The sequence below is a fragment of the Vibrio ostreae genome (genome assembly GCF_019226825.1).
Taxonomy (GTDB): domain Bacteria; phylum Pseudomonadota; class Gammaproteobacteria; order Enterobacterales; family Vibrionaceae; genus Vibrio; species Vibrio ostreae.
In genome coordinates this window covers 3,031,321-3,055,738 of sequence record NZ_CP076643.1, presented here as the reverse complement: position 1 = coordinate 3,055,738, position 24,418 = coordinate 3,031,321, and the positions used below count along the sequence as shown (strand labels likewise).

22 protein-coding genes are annotated in these 24,418 nt (G+C 52.7%); 4 read left to right on the top strand and 18 right to left on the bottom strand.

Annotated elements, in window-relative coordinates; all coding sequences use genetic code 11:
* Window positions 1-231: 231 nt before the first annotated feature.
* From KNV97_RS20190 to pilM, 13 genes are all read right to left on the bottom strand, one after another.
* A complete protein-coding gene (locus KNV97_RS20190; protein WP_218562656.1) occupies window positions 232-810 on the bottom strand; it encodes an aminodeoxychorismate/anthranilate synthase component II in 579 nt (192 codons plus the stop codon).
* A gap of 417 nt (window positions 811-1,227) precedes the next feature.
* Window positions 1,228-2,244, bottom strand: a complete 1,017-nt coding sequence (trpS, locus tag KNV97_RS20185) for a tryptophan--tRNA ligase (protein ID WP_136485248.1) — start codon at window positions 2,242-2,244, stop codon at window positions 1,228-1,230.
* A 150-nt stretch (window positions 2,245-2,394) separates the two neighbouring features.
* Window positions 2,395-3,075: a phosphoglycolate phosphatase gene (locus KNV97_RS20180; RefSeq protein WP_136485250.1), complete on the bottom strand. Its 681-nt coding sequence runs from the start codon at window positions 3,073-3,075 to the stop codon at window positions 2,395-2,397.
* 65 nt (window positions 3,076-3,140) lie between these two features.
* Window positions 3,141-3,812: a ribulose-phosphate 3-epimerase gene (gene rpe / locus KNV97_RS20175; protein ID WP_136485252.1), complete on the bottom strand. Its 672-nt coding sequence runs from the start codon at window positions 3,810-3,812 to the stop codon at window positions 3,141-3,143.
* A 113-nt stretch (window positions 3,813-3,925) separates the two neighbouring features.
* Window positions 3,926-4,765, bottom strand: a complete 840-nt coding sequence (locus KNV97_RS20170; protein WP_218562655.1) for a Dam family site-specific DNA-(adenine-N6)-methyltransferase — start codon at window positions 4,763-4,765, stop codon at window positions 3,926-3,928.
* A gap of 114 nt (window positions 4,766-4,879) precedes the next feature.
* Window positions 4,880-6,367, bottom strand: coding sequence for an SPOR domain-containing protein (locus tag KNV97_RS20165; RefSeq protein WP_218562654.1), 1,488 nt, complete (start codon window positions 6,365-6,367; stop codon window positions 4,880-4,882).
* Between the two features lie 46 nt (window positions 6,368-6,413).
* Window positions 6,414-7,499 (bottom strand): 3-dehydroquinate synthase, encoded by a 1,086-nt coding sequence (gene aroB / locus KNV97_RS20160; RefSeq protein WP_218562653.1) that lies wholly within the window; start codon window positions 7,497-7,499, stop codon window positions 6,414-6,416.
* A gap of 27 nt (window positions 7,500-7,526) precedes the next feature.
* Entirely contained in the window at window positions 7,527-8,045 is a 519-nt protein-coding gene (aroK, locus tag KNV97_RS20155) for a shikimate kinase AroK (RefSeq protein WP_136485260.1), read from the bottom strand.
* Window positions 8,046-8,233: 188 nt separating this feature from the next.
* Entirely contained in the window at window positions 8,234-9,649 is a 1,416-nt protein-coding gene (locus KNV97_RS20150) for a type IV pilus secretin PilQ (protein WP_407701912.1), read from the bottom strand.
* 5 nt (window positions 9,650-9,654) lie between these two features.
* Entirely contained in the window at window positions 9,655-10,149 is a 495-nt protein-coding gene (locus KNV97_RS20145; RefSeq protein WP_218562651.1) for a hypothetical protein, read from the bottom strand.
* A complete protein-coding gene (locus KNV97_RS20140) occupies window positions 10,142-10,750 on the bottom strand; it encodes a type IV pilus inner membrane component PilO (RefSeq protein ID WP_218562650.1) in 609 nt (202 codons plus the stop codon). The genes KNV97_RS20145 and KNV97_RS20140 overlap by 8 nt, the downstream gene beginning before the upstream one ends.
* The gene (locus KNV97_RS20135) at window positions 10,747-11,310 is read right to left on the bottom strand and encodes a PilN domain-containing protein (protein WP_218562649.1); all 564 of its coding nucleotides are present in this window, start codon (window positions 11,308-11,310) and stop codon (window positions 10,747-10,749) included. The genes KNV97_RS20140 and KNV97_RS20135 overlap by 4 nt, the downstream gene beginning before the upstream one ends.
* Complete coding sequence (gene pilM, locus KNV97_RS20130) at window positions 11,307-12,290, bottom strand: type IV pilus assembly protein PilM (RefSeq protein ID WP_218562648.1); 984 nt, start codon at window positions 12,288-12,290, stop codon at window positions 11,307-11,309. The genes KNV97_RS20135 and pilM overlap by 4 nt, the downstream gene beginning before the upstream one ends.
* Window positions 12,291-12,501: 211 nt before the next feature.
* On the opposite strand from pilM, the gene KNV97_RS20125 reads away from it, so the two are divergent.
* On the top strand, window positions 12,502-14,982 hold the full coding sequence (locus tag KNV97_RS20125; RefSeq protein WP_218562647.1) for a penicillin-binding protein 1A: 2,481 nt from the start codon (window positions 12,502-12,504) through the stop codon (window positions 14,980-14,982).
* Between the two features lie 83 nt (window positions 14,983-15,065).
* Here KNV97_RS20125 and oxyR read toward each other — a convergent pair whose 3' ends face one another.
* On the bottom strand, window positions 15,066-15,986 hold the full coding sequence (oxyR, locus tag KNV97_RS20120; RefSeq protein WP_218562646.1) for a DNA-binding transcriptional regulator OxyR: 921 nt from the start codon (window positions 15,984-15,986) through the stop codon (window positions 15,066-15,068).
* A 143-nt stretch (window positions 15,987-16,129) separates the two neighbouring features.
* Between oxyR and KNV97_RS20115 the strand changes: the two genes are divergently transcribed.
* Together KNV97_RS20115 and KNV97_RS20110 are read left to right on the top strand one after the other, a co-directional pair.
* Window positions 16,130-16,870 carry a glutathione peroxidase gene (locus KNV97_RS20115; RefSeq protein WP_218562645.1) on the top strand — a complete coding sequence of 247 codons (741 nt, stop codon included), beginning with the start codon at window positions 16,130-16,132 and terminating at the stop codon, window positions 16,868-16,870.
* Between the two features lie 252 nt (window positions 16,871-17,122).
* On the top strand, window positions 17,123-17,386 hold the full coding sequence (locus tag KNV97_RS20110; RefSeq protein WP_136485279.1) for a DUF3624 domain-containing protein: 264 nt from the start codon (window positions 17,123-17,125) through the stop codon (window positions 17,384-17,386).
* Between the two features lie 196 nt (window positions 17,387-17,582).
* Here KNV97_RS20110 and argH read toward each other — a convergent pair whose 3' ends face one another.
* The 4 genes from argH to argC all read right to left on the bottom strand — a co-directional run bounded on the left by argH (window position 17,583) and on the right by argC (window position 22,924).
* Entirely contained in the window at window positions 17,583-19,457 is a 1,875-nt protein-coding gene (argH, locus tag KNV97_RS20105) for an argininosuccinate lyase (RefSeq protein ID WP_136485281.1), read from the bottom strand.
* A 264-nt stretch (window positions 19,458-19,721) separates the two neighbouring features.
* The gene (locus tag KNV97_RS20100) at window positions 19,722-20,939 is read right to left on the bottom strand and encodes an argininosuccinate synthase (RefSeq protein WP_136485284.1); all 1,218 of its coding nucleotides are present in this window, start codon (window positions 20,937-20,939) and stop codon (window positions 19,722-19,724) included.
* 179 nt (window positions 20,940-21,118) lie between these two features.
* The gene (gene argB, locus KNV97_RS20095) at window positions 21,119-21,910 is read right to left on the bottom strand and encodes an acetylglutamate kinase (RefSeq protein WP_136485286.1); all 792 of its coding nucleotides are present in this window, start codon (window positions 21,908-21,910) and stop codon (window positions 21,119-21,121) included.
* A 9-nt stretch (window positions 21,911-21,919) separates the two neighbouring features.
* Window positions 21,920-22,924 (bottom strand): N-acetyl-gamma-glutamyl-phosphate reductase, encoded by a 1,005-nt coding sequence (argC, locus tag KNV97_RS20090; RefSeq protein ID WP_218562644.1) that lies wholly within the window; start codon window positions 22,922-22,924, stop codon window positions 21,920-21,922.
* A 179-nt stretch (window positions 22,925-23,103) separates the two neighbouring features.
* Between argC and argE the strand changes: the two genes are divergently transcribed.
* On the top strand, window positions 23,104-24,240 hold the full coding sequence (gene argE, locus KNV97_RS20085) for an acetylornithine deacetylase (protein WP_218562643.1): 1,137 nt from the start codon (window positions 23,104-23,106) through the stop codon (window positions 24,238-24,240).
* Window positions 24,241-24,418: the final 178 nt, after the last annotated feature.

Genomic DNA, 24,418 nt, shown 5'->3' with positions numbered 1-24,418 from the left:
CACCATGTAAACTCTTTTATGAAGCACTTTTTAACAATGAGCGAAAAAACCTCATTTGAGCCCTGTATCCATCAGCGCTGGCAAGGCATTGGCAGGATGTGCGGCGCATAAATTTTCAACACAGAAAAAAGGTAAATTTAATGACGAAAATGTTAAGAAAAGTGATCGCGATCAGGAATCAGCCCGCCGGATATACCGCCAGGCTGAGAGGAAAAAGAAAGATTTGCGCGCTCAGCGCTTGAGGAAATTCGCCAGCAACTCGTGGCCTTGTTCGGTTTTAATCGATTCCGGGTGAAACTGCACCGCGTCAATCGGCAGGGTTTTGTGCTGATAGCCCATGATCTCATCCACGCTGCCATCGGCCAGTTCAGTCCAGGCGGTCAGCTCAAAACAATCCGGCAAAGTACCGTTTTTGACCACCAGCGAGTGATAGCGGGTCACAGTGAGCGGATTGTTCAGACCAGCGAATACACTGCGTCCGGTATGTCGGATCGGTGAGGTTTTACCATGCATCACCTGACGGGCACGCACCACTTCACCACCAAATACCTGTGCAATCGCCTGATGGCCCAGACACACGCCAAGCATCGGCAGCTTGCCGGCAAAATGCGCAATCGCCGCCAGTGAAATACCGGCTTCATTGGGCGTACACGGCCCGGGCGAAATCACCAGATGGCTTGGCGCCATTGCTTCAATCTGTTCGAGCGAGATCTCATCGTTACGCACCACCTCAACCTTTGCGCCCAGTTCGCAAAAGTACTGGTACAAGTTATAGGTGAACGAATCATAGTTATCGATAATCAGAAGCATAGTGGTGTTACAGGTTAGAGAACAACCCCCGCATTCTACAAATCCCCGATGCGGATTCAATCAATAAAAGCGTTTTGCCGCTAATCATGACTGTTTTTGTCTGCGCCATGCCGCTCACCGGCGTCGAGCTGCCATAAATAAGGGGACCTAAGCCCCCTCAATCACCTATGCTGCGCTTTATCGGCTCAGCGTGGCGCCTGACAGCGACCTTTGCCGTACGGCGAATGCGGACAACCGGCCGGATACATGCATTTTAAACAGAGCGAGTAACAATTGAGATGACGCTTAGATTAAGCCTTGATTACACGGGTTTTTCGTCAGGCCGCCGCTGTCTCAACCTGCGTTCTCCTGACCTACCTGACGCGGAACAAAAAAAGCCCCGGCCGAAGCCAGGGCTGATAACTCATGCATTCGCGCTTACGGACGAGCAACAAAGCCGACCGCTTGGTAAACCTGTTTCAGGGTTTCGTAAGCACGGGCAGAGGCTTTCTCGGCACCATCTCGCATCACACTGTCCAGGAATGCGCGGTCCGCACGCACACGGTGGTACTCTGCTTGCACAGGTTCCAGCATGGCCACCAGCGCTTCGCCGACATCTTTCTTAAACGGGCCGTACATTTCCACCCCGGCGTACTCGGCTTCGATCTCGGCAAATGTCTTACCGGTCGCTGCTGCATACAGGCCCATCAGGTTCGCAATGCCCGCTTTATTCTGCGCATCATAAGCAATGCGTGGCGGTGTATCGGTATCCGTTTGCGCTTTGTTAATCTTCTTGATGATCGACTTCGGCTCTTCCAGCAGGGTGATCACGTTCTTACGGTTGTCGTCGGATTTCGACATCTTCTTAGTCGCATCCTGCAGACTCATTACGCGCGCATTCACTTCCGGAATATACGGCTCTGGTACGGTGAAGATTGGCGCATCCGGGCTGTAGATGTTATTGAAACGAGTCGCGATATCACGCGCCAGTTCCAGATGCTGTTTCTGGTCGCTGCCAACCGGTACCTGGTGGGCACCGTACAGCAGAATATCGGCCGCCATCAAAACCGGGTAATCGTACAGACCCACGTTAACATCATTGGCGTAACGGGCTGACTTATCTTTGAACTGAGTCATGCGGTTCAGTTCACCCATTTGCGTGTAACAGTTCAGCACCCAACCCAATTGAGCATGCTCCGGTACATGTGACTGGACAAACAGCGTGCTCTTTTGCGGATCAACGCCAACCGCCAGACAAATTGCCAGCGCGTCCAGGGTCGCTTCATGCAGCGCTTTAGGATCCTGACGAACCGTAATCGCGTGCAGATCCACCACACAGTACTGACAATCATAATCGTCCTGCATTTGTTGCCACTGACGTAGAGCACCCAGGTAGTTACCGATACTAAGTTCACCTGACGGTTGAACACCACTCAATACGATGGGTTTGCTCATGAGAATGATTTCCTTGTTACTTAAAATGAGATAAGACAGAACAAATCTGTAATAACACCCGCCAGGCTAGAGCGGGCGGGTGTTAATTCGAAAACAGTAATTCAGCAGTGTACTCATTAACGAGTATTTTGCCAGAGAAGATTGCCAACTTTAGGCGCAAACCGCCAGGAGTTCCAGCAGTTCGGCAATGTTATCCGCGACCACATCCGGACCAGCATTGGCAATCGGCTCACCATGGTTGTAGCCATAAGTCAGACCAAACGACGCGCAGCCGGCATTTTTAGCCGCCAGAATGTCATTTTTGGAATCGCCGACCATCAGCATCTGCGCTGCACTGAGCTGATGTTTTTCCAGCAGCCAGTTGAGTGCCATCGGATCCGGTTTTTTATGCGGGAAGGTATCACCACCGATCACATCGCTGAAAAAGCCGTCGATGCCATGTTGCTCGAGGATATGCGGCACAAACTTAGACGGTTTATTGGTCACCACTGCCAGGGTGAAACCGGCATCATGCAGCTCGCTCAGCGTCTGTTTGACATTCGCGTACAGATGGCTCAGCTTGTGGCCGGTCTGCTCATAGAAGTCGTCAAACAGAGCGCGCGCCTGGTTGCGGGTTGCGGCGCTCAGCTCTGGATCTATAGTCAGGCTCTGGCTCAGCGCGCGGCCAATCAGCACATCGGCGCCATTACCGACGTAATCGCGCACCTGCAGTTCAGACACGCCAGGGTAACCCAAAGCACGCACGGCCTGGTCAGCCGCAACCGCAAGATCCGGCACACTGTCGAGCAAAGTACCGTCGAGATCAAAAGCAATCAGTTTAATCTGGTTCAAAATATTCTTCCTAGGCTGGTTATAATCATGAGGCTGATTAAGAGTAATCATGGTGACCAAGTCGGTTATTCAACCCGGGCCAGTTCAGCGCGCATTTCGGCAATCACTGCCTGATAATCCGGCTGGCCAAAAATCGCCGAACCGGCGACGAACATATCGGCACCGGCGGCGGCGATTTCGCGAATGTTGTCCACTTTGACTCCGCCGTCGATTTCAAGCCGGATATCGCGCCCGCTGGCATCGATAAGCTTGCGTACTGCACGCAGTTTATCCAGGGTATGCGCAATGAAGGACTGACCGCCAAAACCCGGATTCACTGACATCAGCAGAATCATGTCCACTTTGTCCATGAGGTAATCCAGATGGCTGAGAGAGGTGGCCGGGTTAAGCACGACACCGGCTTTACAGCCATGCTCTTTAATCAGTTGCAGGGTACGGTCAACGTGTTCAGACGCTTCAACATGGAAAGTGATCATCGACGCACCGGCTTTGGCAAAATCGGGAATGATGCGATCGACCGGCTTAACCATCAGATGCACATCAATCGGAGCGGTGATGCCGTAGTCGCGCAGCGCTTTACAGATTGGCGCACCGAACGTCAGGTTAGGTACGTAGTGATTGTCCATCACATCGAAGTGAACGACGTCGGCACCGGCCGCAAGTACACGTTCGACGTCTTCTCCGAGACGGGCAAAATCAGCGGAGAGAATGGATGGCGCAATGAGAAAATCTTTCATACCTGACCTCTTAGGCGATGGAATACGATGAACAGTTTATGTTCGCATTCTACCTAAGCGAGCGGCGAGATCCTAGCAGCAAGGCAAGGATCGTCAGATAGCGGCAGGATCTTTCAGTCGCGGGCGGCACTCAGCGCACGCGGATTAAACAGCGCCAGCAGCTCATCGACTTTATTACGCCCGGCTCCGTTGCGGCTAATGGTACGTTTGACCTTCACCACATTGAGCTGCGCGCCGTGATACAGCCGGCGGGTCAGGATGGTATCGTGGTTGGAAATCAGCACCGGGATACCGCGTTCAGAAGCGGTTTTTTCCGCCACGTCAGCCAGCGCCGCCTGATCATCAAGAGAGAAGCCGTTACCGGCATAGGAGGTAAAGTTGGCGGTGTTGGAGAGCGGTGCGTACGGCGGATCACAATAGACCACACTGTTCTCATCCGCGCGGGCAAAGGTGTCGACATAGCTGGTACAGACAAAGGTCGCTCGCTGGGCTTTCTCGGCAAAAAATTCCAGCTCGGCGTGCGGAAAATACGGTTTTTTGTACGAACCGAACGGCACGTTAAAGCCACCTTTCTTGTTGTAACGGCACAAGCCGTTAAAACCGAAACGGTTCATGTACAGAAACGCCAGCGAACGGTACATCACATCATCGCTCTGATTGAATTCGGCCCGGATAGACAAATACGCATCTTTGCGATTGTTATCGGCCACGAACCAGCGCCGTGCTTCATCGATATATTGCTGTGGACTCTGCTTGAGCAGGTTGTACAGGTTGATCAGATCCGGATTAATGTCCGCCAGCAGGTAGCGTTCAAACTCGGTATTGAGAAAAATAGATCCTGCACCGACAAACGGTTCAACCAGCTGCTCCGCTGGCGGCAGGTGACGTTGAATGTCTTCAACCAGGCTAAATTTTCCTCCAGCCCATTTCAGAAAGGCACGCTGCTTCTTCATCTACTGCTCTAATCAATCACCGAAAAAATAAGGCTGCGGAATGTAACATATTTTCAGGTCAGACCCAACGTAATTGGCGCCGTAAGACGCGAATAGCCCGAGAATGTGTGCCTTTTACTGACCGCGGGCAATCTCGCGTTGTACCTGGCTGAGTGACTTAGCCCACGGGCCGAGTGACTGCAGCGGCTGCGGCAGAGTCTCAACCGCATCACGCGCCAGCTGAATCGTCGCATAGTTGCGGTACGTGATAATGTACCATTCGGTGTCATTACGCACCGTCGGATACACATTCACCTCGCCCTGTAATTGATACTGGTCGATAAAACGCTGCACTTCCGGCAATGAGTTCACCGCAGCCAGTTGCAAGGTGTAGCTGCGTGGCGACATGGCATTAAGCTCGTCCCGCCCGAATGAAAAACGCACCGGCCTATCGCTCTGACCGGCCTCGGCGGCACTATTTTCAGCGCCAGCAGCCTGGTCGTTCGTTTCGCTTTCAGCCGCTGCAGCGCTGTTTTGCGGTGCCGCGTCGGCGCTGGCTTGCGGTTGAGACTGAGATTGGGCTGGCACTGCCGCTTTGTCATCCAGCAGCGCATCGACCACATCAGACGTAATCACGACGCGCTGCTGATCACCATCAGCCTTGCCCACCCCTTCGCTCGATTCGATCACCGCCGGCGGCAGGGCTGATGAATCATCATCGGCCCGGGTTCGGTTATCGGCAGCCTCGGCGGCCACATCGTCCATCCGCACCTGCTCATTTGATTCCAGGGTTGGAATTGCCGTCTGTTCAATCCCTTGTGTTAGTTGCTGCGCAGTCTCATCTGCGGACGGCTGCGACCACATCCACCAGTAACCACCACCGATCAACAACAGCAGTAAAATCACCAGCAAGGCGATATTGAGAGGTGAACCTATGATTGAACGAATCACGATGCGTTTTTCCATCTTCTGCTCTGCGAGCGCCATAATGTCTCCCGGTAACCGCTTGACCTTTTTAAACGCCTGACGAACCTGGCGTTCCCTGTCATCATCAACATAACGCATAACACGCTGTTCAAACAGTCTGTCCGCCTCAGGTTGTGAAAGCGACTCAATTTCCAGATCGACCGGTTTTAACTCCTGACCATAGCTGAGCCGGGTCAGTAAGGTATCCAGACGACTTGGCAGTGAAAACAGCACCACATTAACACGCCATAACGGATGGCTTTGCGCTTCAAGCAGCCACATCCATAGCTCTGACAGCAGGACGTCTGACAACAAGTGGGCATCGTCGACCACAATCACAACATCACAGCTGCTGTCGGCAAACAGAGCAGAGAAGCTATCGCTGAGGGAATCTTTGGGGTTAAACAGCGGGTCAGAAACCAGCTGATTGAGAATGGTGGTACGGCGCTGCTCGTCATCCTGATTAGGATGGCACATCAGCAAAGACTGATTTTTATCCTCAGCCCAGTGCTCCAGAAAACGTTGGGCAAGCCAGGATTTTCCGGCGCCTTTGCTTCCGGCGACATTGACAAAATTGGAACTATACCGGGTCAGGAGCTGCAAGCGTTCCAGCAACTCCACCTGAGAATCCAGTGTCAACTCATGTGCCAAACTCATGACTTATCCTAGTGATAAGACGGGATGACTGCAGCCCGAGACAGGTTTATACCGTGCGGCAGTAATCGATCGCCTGTTGAATGATGGCTTGCGGTACGCCTTTCACTACTTCAGAGGTACCAATACCAGTCGGTAATACTAAGCGTAGCTCACCTGCCAATACTTTTTTATCCCGCATCATGTGCTTGATGAAATCATCGAACGACATGCTGTCCGGAGTATGGATAGGCAGTTTGGCCTGCAGCAGAATAGCTTTGATGCGCTCCAGTTCCGGCTCGCTAATCAGCCCCTGTAACTGAGCGGTTTTGGCCGCCATCACAGTGCCTGCAGCGACCGCTTCACCGTGCAGCCAGTTACCGTAGCCGAGCTCAGCCTCAATCGCGTGACCGAACGTGTGTCCGAGGTTGAGCAGAGCACGGATACCCGCTTCTTTCTCATCCTGCGCCACAACTTCAGCTTTAATCTGGCAACAGCGCGCAATAGCGTAGGTCAGCGCCTCTTCATCCAGAGCGTAGAGCGCAGACATGTTCTGCTCCAGCCAGACAAAGAAATCCTGATCATAAATGATGCCGTATTTGATCACCTCTGCCATCCCGGCCGCAAACTCACGCTCCGGCAACGTTGACAGACACTGGGTATCAATCAGCACCGCTTTCGGTTGATAGAAAGCACCGATCATGTTTTTGCCCAGCGGATGGTTAACCGCGGTCTTACCGCCGACCGATGAATCGACCTGCGATAACAGTGTGGTCGGCACCTGGATGAAGTCGACTCCGCGTTGATAACACGCCGAGGCAAATCCAACCAAATCACCAATCACGCCGCCACCGAGCGCGACAATCACCACATCGCGGCTGTAGTTGTGCTCAAGCAGATAACTCATGATGGTATTAAAGGTGTCGAGAGTTTTGTATTGCTCGCCATCCGGTAGTTCAAGCACTGCCGACTGACAACCGAGGCTATCCAGCATCACTGTCAGTTTATCCGCATACAGTGGGGCCACGGTATGGTTAGTGATAATCAGGACTTTTTGCTTTGCCGACAGACAAAGAAGAGCCGGATCATTGAACAATCCGGCGCCAATAGAGATAGGGTAGCTACGTTCATCTAAGCTGACCGTAATCCGTTCCATGGTATGCACTCCACGTCAAAGAACAACTTAATGTTCTTCTAGCATTTTTACGATCTGGTTGGCTACCACTTTTGCACTTTGATCATCAGTGCGTACAGTAATATCTGCGATCTCTTCATACAGTGGGTTACGATCACCCGCCAGGCCTTCCAGGACTTCGCGAGGGTTGTCAGTCTGCAGCAACGGACGTTTTTTGTCGCGATTGGTACGCGCCAGTTGCTTCTCGATGGTGGTTTCCAGGTAAACAACGATGCCACGTGCAGATAGACGGTTGCGGTTCTCTTTGCTTTTCACAGAACCACCACCGGTGGCAAGAACAATACCTTGCTGCTCAGTGAGATCATTAATCACAGCTTCTTCGCGTTTACGGAAGCCCTCTTCACCTTCGACATCAAATACCCATGCGATATCTGCGCCAGTGCGCTCTTCAATCACAGTATCAGAGTCAACAAACTCCATATGCAGTTGCTGAGCCAGGTGTCTACCAATTGTGCTTTTGCCAGCGCCCATTGGGCCAACAAGGAAAATATTGCGTTTTTCAGCCATGTTTAGCAGTAATTTACAACGTTAATTCAATGACATCGCCACAAGGTTACGCCGGACAGAAGTCAGCGATAGGATTGCTTGTGGCACCTATTCCTCACAGATATTTCGTGATAAGACCCGAAATTATCTAGATATGGTGCCAGTAATGCAACTTTAATTTTTACCGACCACCAATATTGACGGGTAAGTTACTGAATCACAACTTTCGGCGTGACGAAGATCAGCAGCTCACCTTTACCACTTTGCTGGTAACTGCGCCGGAACAATGCCCCCAGCCACGGCAAGTCCCCCAGCAGCGGCACCTTATCCACCGTATGGGTGACACTGTGCTGGAAAATACCGCCCAGCACCACGGTTTCACCGTCATTAACCAGCACCTGGGTACCGATACGCTGAGTGTTAATGGCAACCGCTTCACCAGTTCCGGTCTGCACCACTTCCCCCGGCCGGTCCTGAGTGACATTCAAATCCAGCACCAGTCGATTATCCGGCGTAATCTGCGGGGTCACCTTGAGGCTCAGCACCGCCTTTTTAAACGCCACGCTGGTCGCCCCGCTCGACGACGACTCCAGATACGGAATTTCTGTGCCCTGCTCAATAAAAGCCGGCTGTTGATTAGTGGTGATAAGACGCGGACTGGAGATAATTTCCGCTTTCGACTCACGCTGCAAAGCCGACAGTTCAAGATCAAGCAAGGTGTCAGAGCCAAGGCGCGCCACCTGAAACGCAATCGTGGACGCATTCAGTGAGGTGGCCGCCAGATTGACGTTGAGACGGTCTTCCAGTGCCAGATCGCCCGACTCATCCGCCAGGCCTGCGCCGGCAAACAGATTCTCCTCCAGAGAGGCCCCTATCCGGCCATGCGCGGGGGAAGAATGAAATCCCCAGCGTACCCCCAGCTCATCCAAATCACCTTCATTGATGCTGACAATGCGCGCCTCAATCTGCACCTGCTTGACCGGCACATCGAGCGCTTTGACCATTCTCGCGATATCCGCAACGTTCGGTGCCAGATCGCGCACCAGCAGCGCATTGGTGCGTTCATCAACGCTAAGCGAACCGCGCTCAGACAGCAGGCCAAAATTACCGTCCGTCGCAATGATCGCCGCCATGTCCTGCGCTCTGGCATAATGCACCGTGACCACCTGGCTATGCAGCGGTGCCAGGAGCTGCGCCTGCTCCCTGTGGTGCTGGGCCTGACGGGCAAACTCATCCTGCGGCGCAATCAGCATCACACCATCCACCCGTTGCATCTCCAGCCCGCTGTGTCGCAGGATAAGATTCAGAGCCTGCTGCCAGGTGACATCCTCCAGGCGCAGCGTCAGCTCACCCTGCACACTATCCGACACCACCAGATTGACCCCCTGATAATCCGCCAGTAACTGCAACACACTGCGCAGCGCTATCGCCTGAAAATTAAGTGAAATCCGGGCGCTTTCACCGGGCTTAGCTGTGATGGTATTCGACGCGGATCTGGTCGCCTGCTCGCTCGCCAGCCCGGTCAGCGGACCGCTCACAGCCAGCACCAGGATCAGCAGGCGCAGCAGATTCACCACCAGCAATCTCACCCAGGCAAAGCGACTGACCGCTGCGGGACATCGCATCATATTCACGCTGCACTCAACTCCATCTTGATCCTCAGCAGCTCAGGCCGGTTACAGTTGTTATTCTCAGCCAGCACCAGCCACAGCGAACGAGCATCGATTCGTTCCACCCGCGCATCTGCCACCTGGTCGCCGACCTTAACCTGCACCAGTTGCCCGGCCTGAATTTCAATCACAGCCAGGCGTTGCTGCTCATTACCGAGCACGGCTTTCAATAACCAGCTGCCCTCAGCAGGCCATCCTTCATTTTCCGGGCGCAACGATAGCGGCAGTGGCAACAAACTGCGGCATGGTTCGGAAGCATCACTGGCTGTGGACGGCACCGCAAACGGATTACTCGCCGCGCTATGCCGCTCAGCCTCCGCTCCGGTCAACGGCCCTGTTTCAGCGGTCAAAGAGTCGGCAGTAAAGGGGGCGACGGCAAAGACACAATGTCCCGTCAGCACCAGCACCGCAGGCAATAGTCTATGGCTGATAAGCCGCATTCCTGACCTAGTCATCCTCACTCCCGAACTCATCATCACTGTGCAACTCATCAGCCAGATAGGTAAAGCCGCGGGCACGGATCTGCAGCCGTGACAGATCCGGGGAGATACGCTGCCAGCGCACATCAGTCAACAGCACGCCAAAAGGCAGCGCCGCCAGATCGCGCATAAAGTGGCGCAACGCCGGATACTCACCACTGGCTTCCAGACGCAGTGGTACACGCAGTAATTGGGCCTCAGGCACCACGGTTTGCCACTCAAGCCGGGTCAGCACAAGCTGATGCTGAGCAGCCAACTGACTGATGTGATTTAACAAAGGCGCCAACTGCTGCTGACGCGGAAAGTGACGCAGTAATGCGTCATGGCTCGCCCGCTGGTCGGCATATTGGTCCTGCAGCATCTGCAGTTCATGTTTCGCCTCAGCCCGTTGACGCAGCTCCTGGCTTATCTGCTCAATTTGCTGATCGAGGGATGCTGCAAACTGCTGCTGAGGCAGCAGGCGCGACTGATAGCCGATAGCTGCCACAATCAGCACCAGCAGCAGACGCAGCAGCCACTGCGCGCCTGGTGACCATTGCGCCATCTCGCTGAGATCAAATTGTAATTCACGCATCATGGCTGCACCGCCCGCTCCGGCTGCCACCGGAATGACAGCTCAAACGGCTGATAGATGCTGCCAAAGCGATGTTCAGGCGCAGCAATAAGTTCGATGTTGACTGCGCTGACTGACCTTGCCTCTTGCAGCTGTTCGAGCAGATTATGCAGATGGTCGGCGGCCAGGCTGACTCCGCGCACCTCAACCACAGCAACACTCTGAATAACGCTGTCGAGATAGACACCAGGCGGCACGGTTGACGCCAGTTGCTGCATCAGTCGCTCAGCATGATGACGCTGGTCCAGCAGTTGTTGTCGGCTTTCCTGATGCGCACGTGAGCGAGCCAGCTTATGCTGCCACTCGGCAAGTTGCTGCGGATAGCGCGCCAACTGAGCTGACTGCAGCTGTAACGCGCTAAGCTGCTGCTGACGCTGCGTGATTCTGCTTTGTTGCTGCCAGGCCACCAATGCGAGCAGTACCAACCCGAACATCACTGCCGCCAGACTGGCGGCAACAAAACGGTGCTGAGCGGCGACGCGCTGGTGTTCGCGCCAGGGCAGGAAGTTCACCTCCGCGCTCATCGCTTCGCCCCTGACAATAACTGCTGCTGCCAGCGTAAACCCGATAACGCCAGAGCCATCGCCAGGCTATAGCAATGCGGTTTCTCCGGCAGGCTTGCGCCGCCCGCCCGATCCAGGCCATCGAACACCGAGAGCAGTTCACAAGGCAGAGCCTCAGTCAGCGGGCTGCTGAGCAGTTGCTCTGCGCCGCCGCCACACAGCCATAGTCCGGCCACTACATCACTGCCGTGCAGAGCGGACAGCCGTTGCAGCTCACGCTGCAGGCAATCACATAACATGGCGTCCGCCACCGTTTCGGCAGCGGAGGACATAGCTGGGAAGGTTAAAGCCGGCGGCTGATTAAAACTCTGTTGCCTGTAGTAAAAACTGCCGTCGGGCAGTTGCATCGTTAAAGTCAGCCAACGCTGGCCGACATCGACCAGCAGGCAGTCACTGCGTCCCTGCTGCACGCTGTACCAGCACCACAAACCACGCATCACCTGACTGAGCAGAGCCAGTTGCAAAGGTTGCCATCCGGCACCGCGCAGTGCGGCAACCCGGCTTTGCACCACTTCACTCCGGGTCGCATACACCTGCCCCTCCTGCTTGCCCTCAGCGCTAACGGATCCAGGTTGCATAATGTAATCCAACTGCAACGCATCAAGAGGCAGGGGAGACTGCTGGGCAAAGGCCTGGTAGACCGCAAACTGCTGTTCATGGCTGTCTAAAGCACTATCTATTTGTATTTGTTTGGTTATTACCGAACTGTCCGGCACTGCCAGCGCCACTTTACGACTAAATAGCGGTAATGCCTTTTTTAGTTCTTTGAGTTTCTTTACAATTTTCTGATAATTCAGCGTGTGGTTATCAGCGAAAATATCATCAGGTACGACTATCTCCTGCCAACCGAGCAGCGAGTAAGATTCACGATGCGGTTTTAATAGCACGGCTTTAATACTGTGGTGGCCGATATCGACACCTGCAACTAATGATTGACCCATAAATAAGATTAACTCCAGTAACAACACTCTGTGACCACGCAGTGATATGCAATACAGCGCCAGGTCGCTGAAAGCGATATTCGTAACAGAGCTCAGTTCGCCAAACAGCTTTATGTGAAAAATAGCTGCGTTACATTTTTAAGTGCTGAGGTTTTAGTCTAGAGTACAAGGGTTTCCATTAGGGCAGCCTCTACTAAACAGGGATTCTCCGGTGAAGTTCATAAAGCGTTTATTAGTATTTTCATTGATTTGCATTATTCTTGGAGTCACAACAATCTTTGGCTTCTACTATTATGTAAAGCCTGACCTCCCAGATGTGGCGACACTGCGCGATGTAAAGTTGCAGACGCCAATGCAGGTCTTCAGTCGCGACGGCAAACTGATTGCTCAGTTTGGTGAGCAGCGCCGTATTCCGCTCAAACTGGACGAAATGCCGAAAGAGCTGGTCGAGGCGATCATCGCCACCGAAGACTCACGCTTCTACGAACATTTCGGATTTGATCCGATCGGTATCACTCGTGCCGCGTTCGCTGTGATTGCAACCGGCAGCGCTTCTCAGGGTGCGAGTACCATTACCCAGCAGCTGGCACGGAACTTTTTCTTGTCTAACGAGAAGAAGATCATGCGAAAAATCAAAGAGATTTTTATCGCTGTGCATATCGAACAACTGCTGAGCAAAGACGAAATCCTTGAGCTGTACCTGAATAAAATCTATCTCGGCTACCGTTCTTACGGGGTCGGCGCAGCCGCACAGGCCTATTTTGGTAAAGAAGTGAAAGATCTGACCTTAGGTGAGATCGCCATGATTGCCGGTCTGCCAAAAGCACCGTCGACCATGAACCCTATCTACTCGCTTGAGCGTGCGACCCATCGTCGTAACGTGGTACTGCAACGTATGCTGGATGAGAAATACATCACCCAGGCGCAGTATCACGAAGCGCGGAACGAAGTGTTGCAGTCACGCTACCACGGTGCAGAGATTTCTCTTAACGCACCTTACGTCGCCGAAATTGCCCGTGCCTGGATGATCGACCGCTACGGCGAAGATGCTTATACCTCAGGTATGAACGTCTACACCACTGTCGATTCAAAACTGCAGAAAGCGGCCAATCGCGCCGCTCTGGATAACCTGCTGGCTTATGATGAACGTCACGGTTACCGCGGCGCGGAAAAAGAACTGTGGAAATCCGGCCAGGCTGCATGGGACGAAGAGAAAATTCGCGACCATCTGCAGGATGAGCCGACCTACAACGATCTCTACCCTGCTGTTGTAGTGAACGTTGAGCCGCAATCGGCTCAGGTGTGGGTCAAAAACAACGGCCTGCAAACCATCGCCTGGGATGATATGAACTGGGCCCGCCGCTTCATCACCGATGAACGTCAGGGCGCGCTGCCAAAAGCGGCCAGTGACATTATGGCGGCCGGTCAGCAAATCTGGGTACGTCAGTTACATCAAGATGATGCAGAGCAGCAACACTGGAAACTGAGCCAGGTACCGAATGCGCAGACCGCATTTGTTGCCATGGACCCGGAAAACGGTGCGGTCCGTGCTCTGGTCGGCGGTTTCAACTTCGTCCATAACAAGTTCAACCGTGCTACGCAGTCCGTGCGTCAGGTCGGCTCCAGTATCAAGCCATTCATCTACTCTGCCGCACTGAATAAAGGCATGACCCTGGCCAGTCTGATCAACGACGCACCGATTAACCAGTGGGATCAGAGCCAGGGCACCGCATGGCGTCCAAAGAACTCGCCACCGACTTATGGCGGTCCGACCCGTCTCCGTATTGGTCTGGCGCAGTCGAAAAACGTCATGGCAGTACGGGTACTGCGTGAAGTTGGCCTGGATGATACGCGTCAGTATCTGACCCGGTTTGGTTTTGAACTGGATAAATTACCGCGTTCAGAAACCATCGCACTCGGTGCCGGTAGCCTGACTCCGGTCAAAATGGCACAAGGTTACTCCGTCTTTGCCAATGGCGGCTACTATGTTGAGCCATACTACATCAGCAAAGTGATGGGCCCGTTCGGCGAACCTGAATATGAGGCAACTCCGAAAGTAGTCTGCCACCAGGCCTGTGACCAGACCGATATGAACGGCATCAGCGAGCAGGATGCGGACACTCAGTATGCACCACAAGTGATCTCTGAGCAGAACGCCTTCCTGGTCCGCGAAATGATGTACAGCAACATCTGGGGTGGTGGTGACTGGCGTGAAGGCACCGGCTGGAACGGCACCGGCTGGCGCGCACAAGCACTGAAACGCCGCGACATCGGCGGTAAAACCGGGACCACCAACGATTCAAAAGATGCATGGTACAACGGCTTTGCTCCGGGCATTGTCGCCACCGCCTGGGTCGGTTTTGATGAGCACAGCCGCGATCTGGGTCGCAGTACACCAAACCCTGCGATTGAAGATGATGTCTCCGGTGTGGAAGCGGGTGCGAAAACGGCTCAGCCAGCCTGGATCGAATTCATGCAGCAAGCCCTGCAAGGGGTTGGCGAGCAGGATAAGAAAGTGCCGGATGGCATCTCACGAGTGCGTATCGACCGCAACACCGGGCTGCTGACCAATAAGCTTGATGGCAGCTCAATGTTTGAGTATTTTGCCGACGGCACCGAACCTGAAGATTACGTTAGCGAGTCATCGACCAACAGTACCTACACCAACGATGAGAACGAATCCCTGTTCTAATCGTCAGGTAAGATAAAAAAGAGGCTGAATATTCAGCCTCTTTTTTTGTTTCTCTTTGTGGTTTATCAGCCTGAGATTAATAATCAGGCGGCAGTCAGACCGGTGGCGGTGTTCGGCAGCGCCATCAGACAGTCATGCATCGCCGCAGCCAGAGTCTCAAAACGCTGTCTGAGCGGTGAGCCCGGACGATACACCAGTACCAGCCTACGCGATGGAACCGGATTGACCGCTTTAACATAGCACACACCGTCTTTGACCTTTTCCGCCGGCAGCGACAGCTCCGGTAGCAGCGTAATGCCGCCTCCCGCCGCAACCATATTGCGCAGCGTCTCCAGACTGGTGGCCTTAAAACGTTCATCATCCTGAGCACCAGCGGCAAAACAGAAACCCAGCGCCTGATCGCGCAGGCAGTGACCATCGCCCAGAGCCAGTACGGTTTTACCTTTCAGCTCCATCATGTCGACTTCATCACGCTCGGCCCACTCATGGCCGCACGGAATCGCAATACTCATCGGTTCGACATAAATGTCCAGCTCTTTAAACGGTTCGGTTTCAGCGACCGACGCCAGCACCAGACAATCGAGCTTACCCTCTTCAAGCTGATGGATCAGCTGCTGGGTTTGTGCTTCATGCAGGTACAGTTCCAGTTCGGGAAAACGCTGTTTCAGGGTCGGTACAATACGCGGTAATAAGTAGGGTCCCAGGGTCGGAATAAAGCCGATGTGCATCGGGCCGGTCATTGACCCACCCTGTCCGCTGGCCATATCTTTAAAGGTTTTCACCTCACTCAGAATCCGTTTAGCCTGTTCCACCAGCTGCAGACCGGCATCAGTAAACAGCACCCGCCGGCTGCTGCGCTCAAGCAGCACCGTACCCAGTTCATCTTCCAGCTTGCGAATTTGACCGCTCAGGGTCGGCTGGCTGACGAAGCAGGCCTCAGCCGCTTTGCGAAAATGCTTATGCTCGGCCAGGGCGACCAAGTATTCAAAATCACGAATATTCATTGTGTACCTCTATAGGATGTACCTATCAAAACCATAACATCAAACGATTAGAGCTATCAAAGTATTTATTCAATAATGGCGTCATCAACAGGGCGAAATCACTTTGCCCTGGACACGAATCTAAAACTTGGAAGGAAAACCGTATGTTTGTATCGAAAGAAGGTCAGTCAGTCCCGCAGGTTACGTTCCCGACTCGTCAGGGCGATCAATGGGTCAATGTCAGCAGTGACGAACTGTTTGCTAACAAAACCGTGATTGTATTCAGCCTGCCGGGCGCGTTCACCCCGACCTGCTCCAGCAGCCACCTGCCACGCTACAACGAACTGTTTTCGGTCTTCAAAGAAAATGGCGTTGATGACATCCTCTGTATGTCGGTCAACGATACCTTTGTGATGAATGCCTGGAAAAACGATCAGGAAGCCGAAAACATCACCTTTATTCCGGATGGTAACGGCGATTTCACCTCAGGCATGGGCATGCTGGTCGATAAGCGCGATCTCGGTTTTGGTCAGCGTTCATGGCGCTACAGCATGCTGGTACGTAACGGTATCGTGGAAAAAATGTTTATCGAACCAAACGAACCGGGCGACCCGTTTAAAGTGTCTGACGCCGATACTATGCTGAGCTACCTGGCACCGGAGTTTAAAACCCAGGAATCGATTACGGTATTCAGCAAACCGGGCTGTCCGTTCTGTGCGAAAGCCAAGCAGAATCTGATTGACGCCGGTCTGCAGTATGAAGAGGTGATTCTGGGTAAAGATGCCACCAGCGTCAGCCTGCGCGCCATCACCGGGCGTACCACAGTGCCGCAGGTGTTTATCGGCGGTAAACATATTGGTGGCAGTGAAGAGCTGGAAAGCTACTTAATCAACCGCAGCGCATAACAGTCAGGCTGCGCCATACACTGCAGGAAGCCATTCAGTCACCGATGACATTTACCTTATAAACATGACCCGCCGCCAGCCTCACAAGCTGGCGGCTTTTTTGTGAGCGCCCCACAGGCTGAATGGCGCTAAAGAGGATAGATGCCACAGCTTGCTGTTTTTTTCCTGCTCGCCTTATACTGGAGTCCGCACTCTCAATTCAGACTGACAATAAGTGATTAAGGATGAACGGTTACCGATGAGTAGAAGACGATGAGTTGTTACGACTGTCAAAGCCACTGGTTCTGGAAAAAAATCGGCCGCTGCCAACGCTGTATGAATCAATTAACCGTGCTGTCGGTATTGTGCTGGATTCTCTGGTGGTTTACCTGCCGCGACACACCGCGCACGATTGAATCCATTACCCTGCTCATGGCCGCTTTTGCCTGCAATAGTTTGCTGTTGCTGCATGTCTGGATGAAGTTCGTGATCCTGCCATTACGTAAACACAGTGGCAAAGATAAGCCTGATGAATAATTCACCATTGTGAATGGTGCGGGGCAAAAAAAGAAAAAAAGCCCTGAAACTAAGTCTGTTTCAGGGCTCTCTTAGAGAGTTCTAAGAAAAAGCAGTGGTACAGTAATAGACCCTGCTTCCTCTTATTGGTTCCGATAAAAATCGATCTTTTTTGATCTTTTTTAAACAAATTCATGAACGCTTTATATTCAGCAGCTTATGCAACACTCGCCTTAATGATCAGCTGGTCATCCAGATTCACTTCCAGAGCCACTTCATCACAGGCATGCTGACGCGGGCACTGTTCGCAATCTTTCAGTACTTTTTCCGGCAACAGCGTCTTCGAGGTCGGAATGAAGTCCTGCTTCATAAAGAACTCCGGGGTACGGGTCAGAACAAACACCTTGTTGATGGCCATCTGACGCGCTTTGTTAACCAGGTAATCGACAATCGCTGTCCCCTGGCCCTGACCTTGCCAGCCGGCTTCCACCCCCAGGGAGCGAATTTCTGCCAGACCTGAGTCATACACATACAGTGACGCACAACCGGTGATCTCACCATTATGTTCTGCCACGGCGAATGAGCCGATATCGCGCACAATTTCATTGCGTGAACGTGGCAGGTTTTCCCCCATGTTGGCCCAGTAAGCCACCATGCCTTCCAGACGTTCAATGTCGGTCAGACGAGCCGGACGTACTTTGACCGATGAGGCATCACGTTTAGCCAGCCGTTTTTCCGCCTGTTCTACTGCGTAAGCTACTTGGTGCGGCGCGACACCACCCAACGCACTACGTTTTTCCAGACACGAATCAATCGTCAGAATCGCGTACACATCCTCTTCAATCACCGGTGAGAACTCTTTCAGTTCTGCCAGAGAAAGCTCTTCCAGCGCACTGCCTTTGGCAATCGCACCGACCACGGCCACACCAACGATATGGTGCGCTTCACGGAACGGGATGCCTTTTGCTACCAGATAGTCAGCCAGTTCAGTCGCGTTGGCGTAACCTTGCTTGGCCGCTTCCAGAGTCCGCTCACCATTGACCTTGATACCTTCAAAGCACAGCGCGGCCATTTCCATACAGTCGTTCCAGGTGTCGAGCGCGTCGAACAGGCCTTCTTTATCTTCCTGCATGTCTTTGTTATAAGCCAGTGGCAGTGCTTTCACTGTCATCATCATGCCAGCCAGTGAACCATACACCCGGCCGGTTTTACCACGGATAAGCTCCAGCGCATCCGGGTTTTTCTTCTGCGGCATCAGGGAAGAGCCGGAAGTCACAGTATCTGCCAGTTCAATAAAGCCTGACTCGCCTGAGTTATAGAAAATCATATCTTCTGCCAGACGTGACAGGTGCAGCATAGAGATAGACGCAGTGGTCATCAGCTCCATCACATGGTCACGGTCAGATACCGAGTCCAGTGAGTTACGGGTGGCACGACGGAAGCCCAGATTGTGTGCCAGTTTCTCACGGTCAATAGAGTATGCGGTACCCGCCAGAGCGCCTGAACCCAGCGGGCAGGTATCAAGACGTTTGATGGCATCGCTAAGACGTGAATAGTCACGTTCAAACATTTCCACGTAAGCCAGACACCAGTGAGCAAATGTGACCGGCTGAGCGCGTTGCAAGTGAGTGTAACCCGGCAGTACTGTGCCCTGATGTTCTCTGGCCACTTCCACCATTTTATTTTGCAGACGGTCAAGCGCGATCAGCAGTTGCTGACCCTGCTGACGACACCATAGTTTCAGGTCGGTCGCGACCTGGTCGTTACGTGAACGGCCAGTGTGCAGTTTTTTACCCAGGTCACCCACTTTGCCAATCAGCTGCTGTTCAACCCAGGAGTGGATATCTTCGGCGTCTGACAACAGGATTTGTTCCGGATCTTCCATCACTTCCAGTTTCAGCTCATTGAGTGCCAGCTCCAGCTTTTGCTGTTCTTCTGCTGTTAACACATTGACTGACAGCAGAGCCTTGGACCAGGCAATCGAGCCGACGATGTCCTGTTCCGCCAAGCGGTAATCGAAGCGCAATGAATCATTAAATTGTTTGAATCTGGTGTCTGCTGCCTGGGTAAATCTTCCGCCCCATAATGCCATTGCGTTTCTCCTAATGCTCACTAATCACTTGCTTTTGCTAATATGATATTCGACCTGAAACAGGCGATTTATTGTGTTATTTGCCTACCCGTCAAAGTTACGGGAAGTTGAACAAAAAATAAAGTAAAAATTCACTTTTTAAACATACTTATTCAAAAATAACCAGATAACTATGCTTATAATCTCACACATACAACAAAGCCCGCTTGCAAAACAAGCGGGCTGAGATTCAGTTTAAAGCGTGTAGACGCAGACTACGCCGGATTATTTTTTCGCAGCGGCGTTCAACGCTCTGATACGACTAGACAGAGAGTACAGACGGATGAAACCGCCCGCGTGGCTCTGGTCGTAAACTTCATCCGCGCCAAAGGTGGCAAACTCTTCTGAGTATAGGCTGTTTTCAGAACGTTTTTGCGTTGCTGTCGCCTGACCTTTGTAAAGCTTGATCACTACTTCACCGTTCACGTCCTGCGCCAGTTCATCTGCCGCAGCGAACACTGCCTGACGCAGTGGAGTAAACCAACGGCCATCATACACCAGGTGTGATGCTTTAATGCCCAGCTCTTCACGGAATTCAAAAGACGTTTTATCCAGCACCAGTTGCTCAACGGCACGCAGAGCTTCCATGATGATGGTACCCCCCGGAGTTTCGTAACAACCACGCGACTTCATACCAACCAGACGGTTTTCAACGATATCGATACGACCCACGCCGTGTTTCACGCCTTTTTCGTTCAGAGCAACCAGTGCGTCGTATGGCGACAGTTCCTGACCATCAACCGCAACCACTTCACCTTTGGCCACTTTCAGCGTCACGTATTCTGCTTCGTTTGGAGCCTGCTCAGGATCCACTGTCCAGGCCCAGCAATCGTCGTTTGGTGCATTCCAGGTGCTTTCCAGTACGCCACCTTCAGTCGAGATGTGCCATGCGTTGGCATCACGTGAGTAGATTTTAGTCAGTGACGCCGCACACGGAATGTTGCGCTCTGCCAGGTAATCCAGACACTCTTCACGGCTGACCAGATCCCACTCACGCCATGGTGCAATCACGTGCAGATCCGGTGCCAGTGCCGCAAATGCACCTTCAAAACGGATTTGGTCGTTACCTTTACCGGTACAACCGTGTGCCAGTGCATCCGCACCCACTTTACGTGCCACTTCTACCTGAGCTTTAGCAATCACAGGACGTGCCATTGAGGTACCCAGCAGGTATTTACCTTCGTAGTAAGCACCGGTTTTCAGAGTTGGGTAGATGTAGTCTTTAACCAGCTCTTCTTTCAGGTCAACCACATAACACTCAGATGCACCTGATGCGATCGCTTTCTCTTCGATGCCAACCAGCTCGTCAGCACCCTGACCCACATCGGCCACGAAGGCAACCACTTCACAGCTGTAGTTCTCTTTCAGCCATGGAATGATCACTGAGGTATCCAGACCGCCAGAATAAGCGACAACCACTTTATTTACTTGAACTTTGCTCATGTTCTTTTATCTCCGATTCCCTGGCTCTGCGCTTGGCGGTTAGTGCTCAGGTTGTTTTGCTATGATGCTGTAAAAAATCTGCTTCGTTTGGTTTCCCATCCGTTCAACACATTACGTTAAAAATCAATCTTTTCAAACAGACGAGTTAACAAAACGGATGGGTGAATAATTCAATATGTTTACTGCGGTAAAAACTGGGTGCCGATACTCTGGCCGGCAAACAGCTGCGCCAGTTTTTCCGGATAACGCCAGGTGGCCACTTCAATTGGGCGGCCCAGATCCTGTGCCGCTTCCAGAGCCGCACGGACTTTAACAATCATGCCATCGGTAATCACTTTGGCTTCAATCAGAGCGTCCGCCTGGTGCTGATTCAGGCTGTGGATCAGATGACCTTTACCATCCAGTACGCCGCTGACATCCGACAACAGCACCAGCTCGGCATCCAGCGCCGCTGCCACTGCCACTGCGGCCTGATCGGCATTGACGTTCATCAGCTGACCCTCATTGGTCATGCCGATGGAACTGATGATAGGCAGAGCGCCCGCCGCCAGCAGCGCATTCACCACGTCCGCTTTACCTGGTTTCGCCAGGCCCACAGCGCCCAGCTCAGGGTCCAGTTCCTCGACCTGACACAGACCACCGTCCGCCAGGCTCAGACCGACCGCATTGAGGCCATCTTTAATCGCCTGGCCCTGCAGCAGCTTGTTGGCTGTACCGGCCAGAGCGCCGGTGATGTAGCCAATCTGATCATACGGGGTAACACGCAGACCATCTTTCTTAACCGTTTTCAGCTGCAGTTTTTCCATCAGTTCATCGACGATATAACCACCACCGTGCACAATCACCAGTGGACGCTGCGCCTCAGCCTGGTATTGAGCCATCGCGCCAAACAACTTGCTCAGCGTTTCACTGCACGACAGCGCCGCGCCGCCTAACTTAACCACTAATGGATTTTGTTTTGTATCCGTCATACCTTACCCTCACACCAAAGCGGTCAGTTCATCGAAACCGTAGTGTATGTTCAGACATTGCATCGCTTGACTCGATGCGCCTTTTAATAAGTTGTCAATTGCCGAGACCACGATGACGTGCTCGCCCTGCACCTTCCAGCCAATATCACAGAACGGAGTGAACTCAACATCCTGAATACGCGGCAGCGTGCTGGTATGCAAACGTACCGCCGGCTTGTCGCCGTATGCCTCAGCAAAGGCCTGTGCAACCTGCTCAGCGCTGACACCCGCCGCCAGTTTCATGGTGATGGTCGCCAGAATCCCGCGCTTAAAGTTACCCAGGTGCGGCGTGAAAATCACATCACAACCCAGGTGAGTGGCAATCTCCGGCTGGTGACGGTGGGTAAACACACCGTACGGCTGCAGGCTGACTTCACAGAAACTGTTGGTCATGGTGGCTTTACGGCCTGCGCCCGTGACGCCACTGACCGCATTAATCACCGGCCACTGCGCTTTATCAACCAGACCCGCTGCCAGCAGTGGCTTAATGGCCAGTTGCGAAGCCGTCGGGTAACAACCGGCTACCGCGACCAGCTGACTATTAAGAATAGCTTCCTGGTTCCACTCGGCCAGTCCGTAAGCCGCTTCCGCCAGCCAGTCACCATGCTGGTGCTGGAAGCCGTAGTACTGGTCATAAAAACCTTCACTCTGCACCCGGTAAGCACCTGACAGGTCAAACACCTGACAGTTGTTGGCCAGGAAAACCGGTGCCAGATCGTGGCTTACTTCGTGCGCCGTCGCGAGAAACACCACATCACACTCTTGCGCGACCTGCTCCACATCCGTCAATGCCTGTACCGGCATATCGACCAGCCCCGCCAGTTTACCGTGCAACTGGGCAATCGATTTTCCTGCATCGACGCTGTTGGCGGAAACGTATAAACCTGATAGCGTGAGCTCTGGGTGTTTGTGAACCATAAGAGCAAGTTCTGCTCCGGTGTAGCCGCTTGCGCCGATAATGGTGGTTTTTAGCATCTCAAAGCATCCAAAGTGAAGGTAAATGATAATAGTTAAAACTGATTATTGATTTACATTTAAACTGACTATTAATTTGTAAAAAGACCGGATTATTTGGTTTTTTATTCATTAAAAGTGATTTAATATGTTTTTTACATTTTCAGCGTTATTCTGTCAATAGTAGGAGCAAGAATAATATGCAATTACCGAGTTTCCTCGAAGTCTATGAAGGCTTGATTTCGACCCCGTCGATCAGTTCCACGGACCCGCAATGGGACCTGGGCAATGAAAAGGTGATTGCCAAACTGGCGGACTGGCTTACTGCGCTTGGCTTTAGCGTTGAAATCGACCAGGTCGCTCCCGGCAAACAGAACCTGATTGCGAAAAAGGGTCAGGGCGAAGGCGGCCTGCTGCTGGCCGGTCACAGTGATACCGTGCCATTTGACGAAGGACGCTGGAATTTTGATCCCCATGCCCTGACTCAGGCCGACAACCGCTTTTACGGCCTCGGTACCGCAGATATGAAAGGCTTCTTTGCGTTTATCCTCGAAGCGGTGAAAAAAGTCGACTGGAGCAAGCAGACCAAACCCCTGTACGTGCTGGCGACCTGTGATGAAGAAACCACCATGCTCGGTGCGCGTCACTTTACTGAAAACGCGCCATTTCAGCCCGATTACTGCATCATCGGCGAACCCACCAGTCTGGTGCCAATTTACGGCCATAAAGGTCACGTTGCCAATGCGATTCGCGTGACCGGTAAGTCGGGCCACTCCTCCAACCCGGCGCTGGGCGTCAATGCGATCGAAATTATGTACGAAGTCATGTTCGCGATGATGCAACTGCGCGACAAGCTGATTAAAGAGTATCAGCATCCGGGATTTGAAATCCCGCACCCGACGCTTAACCTCGGCCATATCCATGGCGGTGACACACCAAACCGCATCTGTGGCTGCTGTGAGCTGCACTACGATGTACGTCCGCTGCCGGGCATCAGCCTGGACGGTCTGGATAACATGCTGCGCGGTGCCCTGAAAGAGGTACAGGACAAATGGCCGGGCCGGATTGAAGTTGAACCTTTGCATGATGCGATTCCGGGCTATGCCTGTGATCACGACCATCCGTTCGTGACTGACGTCAGTCAAATCTGTGAGCAGCCGGCGCAAACCGTCAATTACTGCACTGAGGCGCCGTTCCTGCAACAGCTGTGTCCGACCCTGGTACTGGGTCCGGGATCGATTGATCAGGCGCACCAGCCGGATGAGTTCCTCGCCTTTGACTTCATTGATCCGACCATCAATGTGTTATCGAAAGCCATGGTTAAATACTGCTTTTAAAGCATAAATCTTGAATGACAGCCCCTGAGCAGATTTTATTCGCTCGGGGGTTTTTGTAAGAAATTTTCAACAAAATTGGGAATTTGACTGAACAAGTGTTCAAATGATTGCTCAACGGCATAAATGGAATTTTAGTATGTCGGGTTTGACTGTAGTGGACAAACATAGTTAGATTGTG